The sequence below is a fragment of the Vibrio salinus genome (assembly GCF_021272385.1).
Taxonomy (GTDB): Bacteria; Pseudomonadota; Gammaproteobacteria; order Enterobacterales; family Vibrionaceae; genus Vibrio; species Vibrio salinus.
Map to the genome: position 1 here is coordinate 1529669 of NZ_JAJSDZ010000010.1, position 13220 is coordinate 1542888.

The window sequence follows — 13220 nt, forward strand, 5'->3', positions numbered from 1 at the left end:
ATTACACACCGGAAGAAATCAAATAGCTGGATCGGTGACAGCGGATGGAGCGGATGACAACACCTTCAATGGAAAAGATGTCCTGACATCCGATACGCACCGGGGGCATGGCTTCATTGGCTGACAAAAGTAGACGGTGTGTCAGGTCGATCATTTTACAGACAAACTCACCATTATAATTTGCCACGATAACATCCTGATTTTGTACGGACACGTGACGATCGACAATTAACAGGTCACCATCAAATATTCCTATTCCCTGCATTGATTCACCGGATGCCTGACCAATGAAGGTTGCGCTGGGATGTTCGATGAGCAGTTCGTCAAGGTTTATTCTTAGCTGGGTATATTCACCGGCCGGACTTTCAAAGCCGGTGATACCGGCACTGGCAAAGATAGGAATCACGTTCATAGATATTAGAATAACTGTATACATATGGCTCTGATCCATTTGTGTGTTGTTTGACTATACTTATAACAAGTATTCAAACCAACGAGCGTTCATTATGAATACAGAAGAGTTTAATGAACTAACTGAAGAAATTAATACACTCAACTTCCCCCAACTTAAACGATTACGACACAAAATCGAATCTCTGATTTCCAGCAACCAAGTTGGTAAAGCTATTGCTGACAAAGAAGAGCATATATCACATTGTCCATATTGTGGAAGTCCTGAATTTACTAAGCATGGAACCACAGCACGAGGTCAGCAACGTTATAAATGTAAGGGGTGTTCTCGCACGTTTAATTCATTAACTGGCACTCCATTGGCGAGACTGAGAATGCAGGGGAAATGGCATCAATATTCTGAAGGTATGTGGTTAACCACTAAACTTCGGGGGGCAGCAAAAGAACTGGGTGTTAATGTCAAAACCGCATGGCTATGGCGTCATCGTTTATTAGCTGCGCCTTGTAAACATAAGCCCTCCGAGCTGCATGGGATCATTGAGGCAGATGAAACCTTTATTAATGAGTCATTCAAAGGCTCTAAGAAAATGCTTCGAGAGCCACGCAAGCGTGGTGGTGGAGACGTCCCCAAAGTACCAATATTTCTAGCATTAGATCGAACGGGCGTAGTTACTCATCAAGTATTAGAACGTGATACAAAAGAACAATTAAAACAAGCATTAATACCAGTTCTAACACCACAAAGCGTACTTTGTACCGACGGTAATATCAGCTATAAAAGTATCATAGAAGATTTACCATTTGAGATAGACCACAAACGCCTAATTACACTGGATAAGAAGAGGGTAATTGAAGGGATATACCATATCCAAACACTCAATAACTGGACGATGCGTTGGAAAGCATGGTTAGCACAGTTTCGAGGGGTTGGAACAGCTTATCTGGACAATTATTTAACTTGGTTTAGACAAATGGAATGTGCAGAACAAAATGAAAGTTGGGTAGTTTTGGCTTTATAACCACACACAAATGGATCAGAGCCATACATATACAGTTATTCTAATACAAACGATGTCATGGTCAAGGTATGGGGTCCGGAATCTTCGTGCTTTGTACTTCAGACACAGGATAAGGGGCGTTTACTGAGTGATCGGGATGATTAATTCTTCCGGTTCTCCGGCACCGCGGAACTGTTGCTGTGTCATTCGCATTGGCGTGACCGGCATACCGTAAAAATCCATTTTTTCTCCAAGGATTTCTCCGCCTAAATTCTGCAGGATTCCGACCGTGGTATCCCGGGCATCGATTTGTAATTCGTCAGTTTCCTGCCACATTTGATTTAACGAGTGGCGGGCCAGAGATTTACCGATTCCCAGACCTCTGAACCGGTCATCAACCACAAAACGACCCCAGTGCCATGTTTCGTTTTCTTTCCAGCACGCGACGGCTCCCAGAATGTACTCTCCTGATCGGGCTATCCACCATTTTTGGGGAATATCGGCGGATAACGGCACTAAGTGAGGAGGAATATTTTGTTCACCGGAAAAGATGTCTTTGATCAGATGATTAATTTCATCTTTATACGTGGTTTTCAGTGACTCAATCTGAACTCTGGCTTTATTCTGAACGGCATTTTTCCGAAATGCACTTAATCTCAGTGTTCTGAGACCATCAATAACGTTTTGAATTTCTTCTTTTTTTAGTAATTTTAGCAACAGAGACAGCTCGGTGTTAGCGGAAGAGTCGGCTTCGTGCAGCCTTTCTGTACCTTCCGGAGTCAGCGAAAAATATTTTTGTCGTTTATCATCTGCTATCCGGATTGTGGCGACGTAGTTTTTCTCTGACAGCGAGTGGATGGTCCGGCTTAATGATGCTTTTTCAACACTGAGTTGGTTACACAGTTCAGAAAAAGAAGTTGAGCCGTTTTTTTTGCAGATAGGTCAGGAGGTGAGCCTGCATCAGTGACAGACCCGAATTCAGACAGTTTTTATCAAGTAAGCCTAATTCACGGACTAAGTAGCGAAGCTCACTCCGTATTTGTTGTACTGAGAGCATCATATTTTTTGTTTTTTAGTTGATAGTATCAACAATAATAAAATGAAAACAATCGCTGTGCAACTTTGTTGTACGTATCAACAAATATTTTGAGTTATCTTTATCTGGATGGAGTGTGAAATAAATTTACCCGGGATAACGGGAAAGGAAGACCGGTGTGTTTGTGGATCTGAAATCAAATGTTTCAATTTATTGCTTAACCTTGTTTTAAAGATCGATGACTATATATATCAGCTATCAGAGTTAATCTGTTGATATACAGGTTTATATCGTCCTCTATTGGAGAGTACACAATGAAACGAGTGGTGTTATTTTTAATTACCAACCTGGCGGTTATTTTTGTGTTGAGCATCGTGCTCAATATTGTTTTTGCGGTTACCGGTATTAATCCGGGGGGAATCTCCGGTCTGTTGGTGATGGCGGCGGTGTTTGGTTTTGGTGGTTCTCTTATTTCACTGATGATGTCGAAGTCGATTGCCTTGCGGTCGGTCGGTGGGGTGATCATCAGTAATCCACGGAATGAAACCGAGCACTGGTTACTGGAAACGGTAAAACGTCAGAGCCAGAAAGTGGGAGTAGGTATGCCCACGGTCGCAATTTATGATGCGCCCGATATCAATGCGTTTGCTACCGGTGCTAAGAAAAACGATTCGCTGGTCGCAGTGTCAAGCGGACTGTTGCATAACATGACAAGAGATGAAGCCGAAGCCGTGTTAGCGCATGAGGTGAGCCATATCGCAAATGGCGATATGGTGACCATGACCCTTCTGCAGGGGGTTCTGAATACGTTTGTTATTTTCTTATCGAGAATTATTGCTTCGGTTGTCTCGTCCCGGGATTCCGATGAAGGGGAAAGTTCGAATACACTGGTGTATTTCGCTGTGTCAATGGTTCTGGAAATTGTTTTTGGCATACTGGCAAGTTTTATTACGATGTGGTACAGCCGTGTTCGTGAATATCATGCTGATGCCGGTGCTGCTCAGTTGGTCGGAAAACAGAAGATGATTGCCGCACTGGAACGGCTGAAATCGAGTCATGAATCTCAGCTGGATGGTTCTATGATGGCTTTTGGAATTAATGGTAAGCGTACTTTAAGTGAACTGTTAATGAGCCATCCGCCATTAGATAAACGAATTAATGCATTGAAAAACTTATAGTAATCACATAAATATTACTGTTTATACTCACCGGGGCCCGCTGCATAGCGGGCTTTTTTTATTCGGAAATTAATGCAGGTTTAAATTTGTGAGGTTCGTTTTTTTGTACTATGTTTACAAAATAAAATTTTGTACAACTATGGAGTATCCATGGATGTTGAAACGTTTACAAAGGCATACAACGAACTCGACGGCTCCAATCTGGAGGTTCTGAAAACGGTATATCATGAGGATGTGGTATTTGAGGATCCCGTTCATAAGGTGTGTGGTCTTCCGTCGCTGCTGACTTATTTTTCTGAAATGTTTTCCAATGTCTCTGAGTGCCGTTTCGATATCGGGGATGTATGCCAGAGCGGTTCGCTCGGATATGTCACCTGGACAATGACATTTATTCATCCACGAATCAATCGCGGGCAGGCTGTCTGTGTTGACGGAACCAGTCACCTTAAGTTTCTTGATGGGCAGGTTATTTATCACCGGGACTACTTCGATATGGGGCAGATGATTTATGAGCACCTCCCTTTGCTTGGTTCTGCCATCCACTTTATCAAAAAGAGGTTAGCCACGTGAAAACGATTTTTATCACAGGAGCAAGCTCTGGAATCGGACGGCAACTTGCTGTCGATTATGCACGAAAAGGTCATTGGGTGGTGGCGTGCGGACGAAGCAGGGATAAGTTATCAAAGCTGACCGAACAGTTTGAAAATATGCAGATGTGCCTTTTTGATACTACAGACCGTGAGCAGGTAACTCAGGCAATAGATTCTCTTTCTGTTATCCCTGATATCTGGATTCTGAATGCCGGCGATTGCCAGTACGTCGATGACGGAATTCTGAAATCGGACGTTATAAGACAGGTTATGGATGCCAATTTTATGGGGACGGTTCATTGTCTGGAAGCGATACAGTCTGTTCTGAAACCCGGACATCATCTGGTTATGACCGGTTCTATTGCCAGCGTGCTCGGGTTGCCCCGGGCTGCTGCATATGGTGCATCGAAAGCCGCACTACACTATCTGTTCCGTTCGTTACAGCAAGACTGGAAAGATCGGGGACTGGTGTTTTCTTTTATTATGCCAGGCTTTGTACAGACACCGCTAACGGATAGAAACTCATTTCCGATGCCGATGCGCATTCCGGTTGAGCAGGCCAGCCGGTCTATTATCAGAGGGATTGAATTTAAGCAGGCTTACATTTATTTCCCGAGACGGTTCACATGGATAATCCGCCTGATAGGGCTGTTGCCGTTTGAATGGCAACGCAGTGTCGTCAACCGTTTTGTACAGAGCTAAGGAGTGATAATGAAAATAGCCGTGATTGGGAGTGGTATATCCGGGTTAACCGCTGCTTACTATCTTAGTCAGCAGCACGATGTCACTGTCTATGAAGCGAATGATTATATTGGCGGCCATACAGCGACGATTGATGTTGAAACAGAAGATGAAACGCTGGCTATCGATACCGGGTTTATCGTGTACAACGACAAAACGTATCCAAATTTTATCCGCTTACTTAAAGAGTTGAATGTGGAAGGGAAACCGACCGAGATGAGCTTTAGTGTTCGTAATGACTCGTGCGATCTGGAATATAACGGCCATACATTGGCGACGCTTTTTGCCCAGAAACGAAATTTACTGAATCCGGTTTTTTACCGGTTTCTATATGAGATTACGAAGTTTAACTATCTGGCTAAAAAACAGTACCGCCAAAGCAATGAGCTGACCATCGGTAAAACGCTGGGAGAATTTTTAGGAGAATATAAATTCAGTGATTATTTTTGTCATAATTATATTCTCCCTATGGGAGCTGCTATCTGGTCATCGACGGTGGCGGATATGCGGCAAATTCCACTCTTTTTCTTTTTGCGTTTTTTTTCAAATCATGGCTTGCTGGATCTGGTGAACCGGCCTCAGTGGTTTGTTGTCAATGGTGGTTCAAAATCCTATATCGGGCCTCTGACTCAACGGTTTAAAGATTCTATCTATCTTAAAACACCAGTTACCGGCATCAAACGTAATTCGCATGGCGTTGAAGTAGAAACGGCACAGCAGACTGCCGTATACGATCATGTCATTTTAGCCTGTCACAGTGATCAGGCGCTGAAAATGATAAACGATCCTTCAGATGACGAGCAGGACGTACTGTCCGGAATAAAATATCAGGCAAATCAGGTCACACTGCACCGGGATATCCGGTTATTGCCGGAGAGAAAACGTGCATGGGCAGCCTGGAACTACTGGATTAGTGAGTCCCAGACCGATAATTCTTTCGGTAAGCCGACATTAACGTACAACATGAACATTCTTCAGGGACTGAACTCTGAGCAGACATACTGCGTAAGTTTAAACAGTGACGGCGATATTGATCCTAAGAGTGTGATTCGCCGGTTTGTCTATCATCATCCGGTGTTTACCCCGGAAACCATAAAAGCTCAGGCCAGAAAGCATGATATTGATGGCCGTTTCCGTACCTGGTTTTGTGGGGCTTACTGGTATAACGGATTTCATGAAGATGGTGTTAGAAGTGCTTTAGATGTTGTCCGGCAGATTAAGCAAATGGCAGCATCGGAGCTTCACTCTCCGAAGGAGGCATAATGGATACGGATTTTACCAGTCGCCTGTTAACCGGGATCATACGTCACCGGCGGTATGTGCCGACACAACATGAGCTGACTTACCCGGTTTTTATGGTTTGTATTAATCTGGATGAAATAGCCCGACTTTCTTCACAGGTGACTCTGTTCGGGACTCACTGGTGGCACTGGGCTCGTTTTAAACATACCGACTATTTCAGAGACCGGGGGCCGGATACGAAGTCTGCGGTAATCGATACTGTGAATAAGTTAACAGAGCAATCACTGAAAAAAGATGACTGTAAAGTTATGGCAGTGATTCATCTTCGTTATCTGGATTTCTATTTCAGCCCGGTCAATTTTTATTATGTTTACGACGCACAGGAACATTGGAATAGCTTGGTTGCGGAAGTGAGTAATACTCCCTGGAATGAGCGGCATTATTATGTACTCAGAGCCGGTTGCGAGGAGATGACCTGTGAGAAAGCATTCCATGTATCTCCGTTCAATCCCGTCGACCAATGTTATCAGTGGCGGTTAAAGCCATTGGGCAAGTCCCTTTCTGTTCATATTGAGTGCCACCGGGACGTGAAAGAGTTTGATGCCACACTGACAATGAAATCGGTCCCGTTTACCAATCAAAATCTGAACCGGTTATTGATACGGACTCCGGTTCAGACATTAAAAATGTTACTGGGAATCTACTGGCATGCCTTTGTTCTCTGGAAGAAAGGCACCCCTGTTTATGATCATCCTGAAAAGGATGCCAGATAACTGCTATGAAGTCAGGAGGAATACACAATGTTGAAATCCGGTACCATTGGCCGAAGACAAGAATTATCACGAAGAGCGAAACTGGCCCGAAGCATTATTTTTAAATGTTTATCAAAGCTTGATACCGGACATCTGATTGTTGATGAAAAGTTTGGTGATCCGGGACACGGTTCTCAGCATCATTTCGGTCGCTACGAAGAGAAAGGTCATGCTGAAGCAATGATTACGATTCATGATATGAGTGTTTATCAGCGGGTGTTAAGTGGTGGCAGTATTGCCGCAGCAGAAGCTTATATGGACGGGGAGTGGGATAGCCCGGATTTAACGGGATTAATGAAAGTGATGGCGTTGAATCAGGAATCGGTAGACTTGATTGAAGCGAAAACCGCTTTTTTTACCGGAATGGTTTATAAATTCCGACATTGGTTAAATAAAAATTCTTTGCGCCAGTCAAAGGAAAATATCCATTCTCATTACGATTTAGGCAATGACTTCTACCGGCTTTTTCTGGATGAACGAATGCTGTATTCCAGCGCGTTATTTGAACTTGGTAATGATGACTTAGCAGAGGCTCAACTGAGTAAGATGGATCGGCTATGTCAGGAACTGGAACTGAATTCCGGTGACCATGTGTTGGAGATAGGTACCGGGTGGGGTGGAATGGCCATTTATATGGCCAGCCGCTATGGTTGCCGGGTTACGACCACCACGATTTCTGATCAGCAATTTCATTATGCGCAGAAAAAAATCCAATTTCTGGGATTGGAAAACCAAATTACGCTGCTCAGGAAAGATTACCGGGAACTGGAAGGCCGGTATGACAAACTGGTTTCAATCGAAATGGTCGAGGCGGTAGGTAAAGAGTATCTGAATGATTTTATTACAAAATGTAATGATTTAATTAAACCTGAAGGGAAAATGGCGATTCAGGCGATTACCATTTCAGATCAGCGTTATCAAAGCTATTCACAAAACGTAGATTTTATTCAGAAGTACATTTTCCCCGGCGGTTTTCTTCCATCACTGAATGCCCTGCTACAGTCAACGACGCACTATAGCCGGTTGAATCTAAGGAGTGTTAAAGACATCGGTCTGGATTATGCGCGTACTTTAAATCATTGGCGGAAAGAGTTTGAATCCAAAATAGAGCAGGTTGAACAGCTTGGTTATGATCAGCGGTTTATCCGGATGTGGCGTTATTATCTTTGTTATTGTGAAGGAGGATTTTTAGCCAAAGCGATCAGTACGGTTCAACTGACTTTCGAAAAACAAAAATGAAATGGGTTAAATTGAACATCTGGGCGGCATCGGTATTGTTTCAGGCGGTTTGGCTCGCTTTGGTGTTGTATCCGGAGGATGTGCAGTGGATTACCTTCGTAATGTGGATGGTCATTATTACCGTTATTTTTCTCAGGAGTAAAAAGCAATTTTATTTTTGTTTCAGCCTGAGCGTATTGGGGGTGTTGCTCGACAGTGTTAATTATGGTTTTGGATTATACCGGTTTACGGGGCATTCGAATTTTATTCCGTTCTGGCTGGTTTTGCTTTGGCTTAGCTTTTCTGTTTATGCCAGTCAGATTATTGAGCATTTGTTTTCTCTGCCACGTATAGGGTTACTTTTACTTGGTGGTGTTGGCGGGGTATTAAGTTACAACGCTGCATGTCAACTGGAGTCGGTTGTATTTCCGTTATCTACGGAACTTACATCGGTCATTCTGTTTATTGAATGGGTAGGAGTAACCTATGCGATGGTCACAATTTATGCCAAAAAATAGCGGATTAAGAAGCCAGTTGCTTTCTCTTTCCTTGTTGTTTTTTTCAACGGTCTGCCTGTCCAGAGAAGACTTTTTCTGGCAACAATGGACAAAACAGGGCGAAGCGGAATTTTCGTATCTTTTTTGGGATATTTATTCCTCTTCGTTGCGGTTTCAGTCTGAGGAAGTGGTACCGGAAAAGCCCTTATCAGAACAAAACCTGGCACTTGTAATCCGGTATCAACGCGATATTAAAGGAGAAAAACTGGTAGAAGCGACAAAAGATCAGTGGGAGCAGCAAAATTATACTCATGATCAGCTGGATAGATGGCTGGAACAGTTATCGTCTATTTATCCGGACGTCACTGAAGGTGACAGTCTTGCCTTCGTGGTACTTGATAAAAGAGGCTACTTTTATTTTAAACCGGTTCACTCTCCTGACTGGGTAAAGATCGGTCAATCTTTCAGCCCGGCATTTTCAGATGCATTTTTATCCATCTGGCTAGGGGAGAAAACAGAGTATCCGGCCCAGCGACAACAGCTATTTGGAGAAAAATAGGATGAAATATGCAAGAGCTTTGATTTTGTCTCTCAGTGTCTTTTTAGTCAGCTGTTCTGCAGAATTGAATGATTATAAAGGTACTGACCCGGATTTTGACCTGTTCTCGTATTTTGAAGGTAAAACAGAAGCCTGGGGAATGGTTCAGGATTACACCAACAAGCAAACCGGCCGGTTTTATGTATCGATTGATGGACGTGTTGACGGTGATACATTAACACTTGATGAGCGGTTTACTTATCATGATGGGAAAAAGGATACGCGTGTCTGGAAGATATCCCGTTTAGCCAATGGTCACTATGAAGGTACAGCCGATGATATTATTGGTACGGCTGAGGGAAGAGCGGTCGGAAATGTATTCCGTTGGCAGTATGATTTTACTCTGAAACTTGAGGGTGGAGATATCGACGTATCCTTTGATGACTGGTTATACCGTCAGGATGAGAACCATGTTTTTAATATCTCATACATTAAAAAATATGGGGCAACGGTTGGAAAAGTAACGCTCTTTTTTGTGAAAAAATAAGGCTTCCGGAGAAGCCTTATCAGAATTATCGGATGTTGTCTGACTTATTATAGTTTATCGGTCAGCTCAATAGCCTGACCAATGTAACTTGCCGGTGTCATCTGTTTCAGACGGGCTTTTTCTTCTTCAGGAAGTTCAAGACTATCAATGAAATTACGCATAATTTCACCATCAACACGTTTGCCACGAGTCAGTTCTTTCAGTTTTTCATAAGGCTTTTCGATACCATAGCGACGCATTACCGTCTGAATTGGTTCTGCAAGGACTTCCCAGTTCTGATCCAGTTCCTTCAGCAGAGCGTCGGCATTCAGTTCAAGTTTACTGATGCCTTTCAGTGTGGATGTATAAGCAATAATGGCATAGCCAACACCAACACCCAGGTTACGTAAAACGGTAGAGTCTGTTAAATCACGCTGCCAGCGGGAAATGGGTAATTTCTGAGCAAGGTGAGTAAAGATAGCATTGGCTAAGCCTAAGTTACCTTCTGAGTTTTCGAAATCAATCGGGTTCACTTTATGAGGCATGGTGGAAGAACCGATTTCACCGGCAATGGTTTTCTGCTTGAAGTTACCCAAAGCAATATAACCCCAGATATCACGGTCGAAGTCGATCAGGATAGTATTGAAACGGGCGACGGCATCAAATAATTCAGCAATGTAGTCATGCGGTTCAATCTGAGTGGTATAAGGGTTCCAGTTAACGCCTAGTGATTCAGTGATAAATTCTTCACTGAACTTGTGCCAGTCTAATTCCGGATAAGCAGATAGGTGAGCGTTGTAGTTACCAACAGCGCCATTGATTTTTGCCAGGATTTCAACCTGTTCAATCTGCTTATACTGACGTTCCATCCGGTATGCAACGTTTGCCATTTCTTTACCCATTGTTGATGGGGAAGCAGGCTGACCGTGAGTACGGGAAAGTAACGGTACATCGCGGTATTCATGAGCAAGTTTTGTTATAGCGTCAATGATATTGCGAATTTCAGGCAGGATCACTTCATCACGAGCTTCTTTTAGCATTAGTGCATGCGATGTATTGTTAATGTCTTCGGATGTACAGGCAAAATGAATGAATTCTGTTACTTTGTGTAATTCAGGAATTTCTGCGATTTTTTCTTTAAGGAAGTATTCAACAGCCTTAACATCGTGGTTTGTTGTACGTTCGATTTCCTTGATACGTCCGGCATCTTCTTCGCTAAAACCAGCGGCCAATTGATCCAGGTAATCGTTTGCTTCTTTACTGAAAGAAGGAACTTCTGGGATTCCGGCAGTTGCTGAAAGCTTTTGTAACCAACGAATTTCAACGATAGTTCGGTACTTTAGGAGGCCATACTCACTAAAGATACTGCGTAACGCAATCGTTTTACTTCCATAGCGGCCATCTACCGGTGAAACAGCAGTCAGTGCTGACAGTTCCATGTTTATCTCCTGAATTATGAGTTAAGTGAGAGAAAAAAGTGTAACTTTGAATTTCTAGTGAATTCTAGCAAGTAATATTCTTGCTTGCTCTATGATTTTTTTCCGGCCAAAGATCAGGTGCCGACGACGGCCGCCTACCTGTCTCCAGAGCACCGCACAACGGATACCAGCCAGAAGAAGTGCGCGGACTTTTTCCTGATTGTGTGTCTGTTGCAAAACGGATGGGGTTCCGGCGATTTGTATTCTTGGCCCCAGAGGACTGATAACATCAAGATAAATGCTGGCACAGTTACTGACCATCTGTGGTTCGGTAATCGGATAGTGTTCGGACTGGCGGGCCAGCGTGTCAATTCTGTCGCCGAGTTGTGACATGGCATCATTTCTGGCATTCAGTTTTCTTTCCAGAGCCATAACACTAATAATATAGCGGGTGAGTTCATTTCCGAGTGCAGAGCTGTTCAATTTATCACAAATGGTTTCCAGTCCCGCTTTTAAGTTTTCTTCATTTTCGAAAATATCGATAGTACTTTTGGGGTTCATACAAAGAAGGGCTTTTAAAGAAGCCTCAAATGCTTGCTCATCACAGGAACCGTCCCTTGCTAGTTTCTGAACCAGGGTTGCGGCCTGACATAAGCCGGCAAATGCAATGGTTCGGTCATAAATTGAATGAGACACAACAGGCTCCTTTTTACCAATTCTTAAGTAATGAGTTAAATACGTTGTTCGATAATTCCGCCACCAAGACAGCATTCACCGCTGTAAAAAACAGCCGACTGTCCCGGAGTTACTGCAACCTGCGGAGTATCGAAAATAACTTTTATGTTATTTTCGTCAATTGGAATCACAGTACAAGGAATATCTGCCTGTCTGTAACGAGTTTTTACAGAACAGCTTAATGGTTCTGTGATAGCCTGACGATCTACCCAGTAAAGCTGAGAGGCAATTAATCCATTGGATTTTAATAACGGATGGTCTGCCCCCTGGACCGCTATCAGCACGTTACGTTTCAGATCTTTATCAGCAACATACCATGGGTCTTCATGACCGCCACCGCCTTTCTGTCCACCGATATGAAGCCCTTTTCGTTGGCCCAGCGTGTGGTACATTAATCCCTGATGTTCACCAATTACTTTACCTTCAGGTGTTTCAATTTTTCCTGGTTGGGCCGGTAAGTAACGGGACAAAAATTCGGTAAACTTACGCTCACCAATAAAACAGATGCCGGTTGAATCTTTTTTCTTGGCTGTTATCAGACCTTGTTCTTCGGCAATTTTGCGGACTTGAGGTTTTTCAAGTTCGCCAACAGGGAACAGGCTACGGGCGAGTTGTTCGTGACTTAATGTATATAAAAAGTAGCTTTGATCTTTATTATTGTCGAGTCCACGTAACATCTTAGGTTTCTCACCTGAAACAGGAAAAGAACGTCTGACGTAGTGACCCATCGCAATATAATCTGCATCCAGAACTTCATCTGCAAATTCCAGAAAGGCTTTAAATTTAATTTCTTTATTACAAAGAATATCCGGATTGGGCGTTCTGCCTGCTTTATATTCTGCAAGAAAATATTCGAAGACGTTGTCCCAGTATTCCGCGGCAAAATTAATTTTATGCAGATGTATGCCTAATTTATCGCATACAGCCTGTGCATCTGCCAGATCCTGAGCAGCGGTGCAGTATTCTTCACCATCATCCTCTTCCCAGTTTTTCATAAACAAGCCTTCAACCTGGTAGCCTTGTTGCTGGAGAAGATACGCAGAAACGGAGGAATCAACACCCCCTGACATGCCAACAATGACTTTCTTATGGCTGTTTGCGTTTGGATTTTCGCTCATATTCATTACCACTCTTAAAACGTGGCGCAAATTTTAACAGAAAGATATACAAGGGGACAGAGTTTGAATTCGGTTACGTTTGATTTGAAGAGTAAATGAATAAAAAATGACCATAAGAATGAAGCAACATTATTTTGATTAAAAAAGTGGGGGATTTTTTAT

At 43.1% G+C, this 13220-nt stretch carries 15 protein-coding genes and 1 pseudogene; 10 read left to right on the forward strand and 6 right to left on the reverse strand.

Annotated elements, in window-relative coordinates:
- Nucleotide 1: 1 nt before the first annotated feature.
- Nucleotides 2-412: a LexA family protein gene (locus tag LRQ06_RS20490; RefSeq protein ID WP_232769029.1), complete on the reverse strand. Its 411-nt coding sequence runs from the start codon at nucleotides 410-412 to the stop codon at nucleotides 2-4.
- A 94-nt stretch (nucleotides 413-506) separates the two neighbouring features.
- Between LRQ06_RS20490 and LRQ06_RS20495 the strand changes: the two genes are divergently transcribed.
- Nucleotides 507-1430 carry an IS1595 family transposase gene (locus LRQ06_RS20495; protein ID WP_232766161.1) on the forward strand — a complete coding sequence of 308 codons (924 nt, stop codon included), beginning with the start codon at nucleotides 507-509 and terminating at the stop codon, nucleotides 1428-1430.
- A gap of 120 nt (nucleotides 1431-1550) precedes the next feature.
- Here LRQ06_RS20495 and LRQ06_RS20500 read toward each other — a convergent pair whose 3' ends face one another.
- Together LRQ06_RS20500 and LRQ06_RS20505 are read right to left on the reverse strand one after the other, a co-directional pair.
- Entirely contained in the window at nucleotides 1551-2126 is a 576-nt protein-coding gene (locus LRQ06_RS20500; RefSeq protein WP_232768887.1) for a GNAT family N-acetyltransferase, read from the reverse strand.
- A gap of 111 nt (nucleotides 2127-2237) precedes the next feature.
- Nucleotides 2238-2348, reverse strand: a pseudogene (locus tag LRQ06_RS20505) (GNAT family N-acetyltransferase); the annotation flags it as partial.
- Between the two features lie 411 nt (nucleotides 2349-2759).
- On the opposite strand from LRQ06_RS20505, the gene htpX reads away from it, so the two are divergent.
- The 9 genes from htpX to LRQ06_RS20550 all read left to right on the forward strand — a co-directional run bounded on the left by htpX (nucleotide 2760) and on the right by LRQ06_RS20550 (nucleotide 9808).
- Complete coding sequence (gene htpX, locus LRQ06_RS20510; protein ID WP_232768888.1) at nucleotides 2760-3623, forward strand: protease HtpX; 864 nt, start codon at nucleotides 2760-2762, stop codon at nucleotides 3621-3623.
- A 150-nt stretch (nucleotides 3624-3773) separates the two neighbouring features.
- Nucleotides 3774-4193, forward strand: coding sequence for a nuclear transport factor 2 family protein (locus tag LRQ06_RS20515; RefSeq protein WP_232768889.1), 420 nt, complete (start codon nucleotides 3774-3776; stop codon nucleotides 4191-4193).
- Entirely contained in the window at nucleotides 4190-4915 is a 726-nt protein-coding gene (locus tag LRQ06_RS20520; RefSeq protein ID WP_232768890.1) for an SDR family NAD(P)-dependent oxidoreductase, read from the forward strand. Before LRQ06_RS20515 ends, LRQ06_RS20520 begins: the two co-directional genes overlap by 4 nt.
- A gap of 9 nt (nucleotides 4916-4924) precedes the next feature.
- Entirely contained in the window at nucleotides 4925-6217 is a 1293-nt protein-coding gene (locus LRQ06_RS20525; protein WP_232768891.1) for an NAD(P)/FAD-dependent oxidoreductase, read from the forward strand.
- Nucleotides 6217-6969: a DUF1365 domain-containing protein gene (locus LRQ06_RS20530; RefSeq protein ID WP_232768892.1), complete on the forward strand. Its 753-nt coding sequence runs from the start codon at nucleotides 6217-6219 to the stop codon at nucleotides 6967-6969. Before LRQ06_RS20525 ends, LRQ06_RS20530 begins: the two co-directional genes overlap by 1 nt.
- Before the next feature lie 27 nt (nucleotides 6970-6996).
- Nucleotides 6997-8247, forward strand: a complete 1251-nt coding sequence (locus tag LRQ06_RS20535; RefSeq protein WP_232768893.1) for an SAM-dependent methyltransferase — start codon at nucleotides 6997-6999, stop codon at nucleotides 8245-8247.
- Nucleotides 8244-8744, forward strand: coding sequence for a DUF2878 domain-containing protein (locus LRQ06_RS20540; protein WP_232768894.1), 501 nt, complete (start codon nucleotides 8244-8246; stop codon nucleotides 8742-8744). Before LRQ06_RS20535 ends, LRQ06_RS20540 begins: the two co-directional genes overlap by 4 nt.
- Entirely contained in the window at nucleotides 8713-9282 is a 570-nt protein-coding gene (locus LRQ06_RS20545; protein ID WP_232768895.1) for a chalcone isomerase family protein, read from the forward strand. The genes LRQ06_RS20540 and LRQ06_RS20545 overlap by 32 nt, the downstream gene beginning before the upstream one ends.
- Before the next feature lies 1 nt (nucleotide 9283).
- Entirely contained in the window at nucleotides 9284-9808 is a 525-nt protein-coding gene (locus LRQ06_RS20550) for a DUF3833 domain-containing protein (protein WP_232768896.1), read from the forward strand.
- 47 nt (nucleotides 9809-9855) lie between these two features.
- On the opposite strand, the gene purB is transcribed toward LRQ06_RS20550, so the two are convergent.
- The 3 genes from purB to mnmA are packed head-to-tail and all read right to left on the reverse strand — an operon-like array spanning nucleotide 9856 to nucleotide 13058.
- Nucleotides 9856-11226, reverse strand: a complete 1371-nt coding sequence (purB, locus tag LRQ06_RS20555; RefSeq protein ID WP_232768897.1) for an adenylosuccinate lyase — start codon at nucleotides 11224-11226, stop codon at nucleotides 9856-9858.
- 54 nt (nucleotides 11227-11280) lie between these two features.
- Complete coding sequence (gene hflD / locus LRQ06_RS20560; protein ID WP_232768898.1) at nucleotides 11281-11901, reverse strand: high frequency lysogenization protein HflD; 621 nt, start codon at nucleotides 11899-11901, stop codon at nucleotides 11281-11283.
- A 35-nt stretch (nucleotides 11902-11936) separates the two neighbouring features.
- Entirely contained in the window at nucleotides 11937-13058 is a 1122-nt protein-coding gene (gene mnmA, locus LRQ06_RS20565) for a tRNA 2-thiouridine(34) synthase MnmA (RefSeq protein ID WP_232768899.1), read from the reverse strand.
- Nucleotides 13059-13220 lie beyond the last annotated feature (162 nt).

Coding starts and splice junctions, on each gene's coding strand:
- LRQ06_RS20550 (WP_232768896.1), top strand. CDS start 9,284: ATGAAATATGCAAGAGCTTTGATTTTGTCTCTCAGTGTCTTTTTAGTC.
- LRQ06_RS20525 (WP_232768891.1), top strand. CDS start 4,925: ATGAAAATAGCCGTGATTGGGAGTGGTATATCCGGGTTAACCGCTGCT.
- LRQ06_RS20515 (WP_232768889.1), top strand. CDS start 3,774: ATGGATGTTGAAACGTTTACAAAGGCATACAACGAACTCGACGGCTCC.
- htpX (WP_232768888.1), top strand. CDS start 2,760: ATGAAACGAGTGGTGTTATTTTTAATTACCAACCTGGCGGTTATTTTT.
- mnmA (WP_232768899.1), bottom strand. CDS start 13,058: ATGAGCGAAAATCCAAACGCAAACAGCCATAAGAAAGTCATTGTTGGC.
- LRQ06_RS20530 (WP_232768892.1), top strand. CDS start 6,217: ATGGATACGGATTTTACCAGTCGCCTGTTAACCGGGATCATACGTCAC.
- purB (WP_232768897.1), bottom strand. CDS start 11,226: ATGGAACTGTCAGCACTGACTGCTGTTTCACCGGTAGATGGCCGCTAT.
- LRQ06_RS20535 (WP_232768893.1), top strand. CDS start 6,997: ATGTTGAAATCCGGTACCATTGGCCGAAGACAAGAATTATCACGAAGA.
- LRQ06_RS20495 (WP_232766161.1), top strand. CDS start 507: ATGAATACAGAAGAGTTTAATGAACTAACTGAAGAAATTAATACACTC.
- LRQ06_RS20490 (WP_232769029.1), bottom strand. CDS start 412: ATGAACGTGATTCCTATCTTTGCCAGTGCCGGTATCACCGGCTTTGAA.
- LRQ06_RS20545 (WP_232768895.1), top strand. CDS start 8,713: ATGCGATGGTCACAATTTATGCCAAAAAATAGCGGATTAAGAAGCCAG.
- LRQ06_RS20540 (WP_232768894.1), top strand. CDS start 8,244: ATGAAATGGGTTAAATTGAACATCTGGGCGGCATCGGTATTGTTTCAG.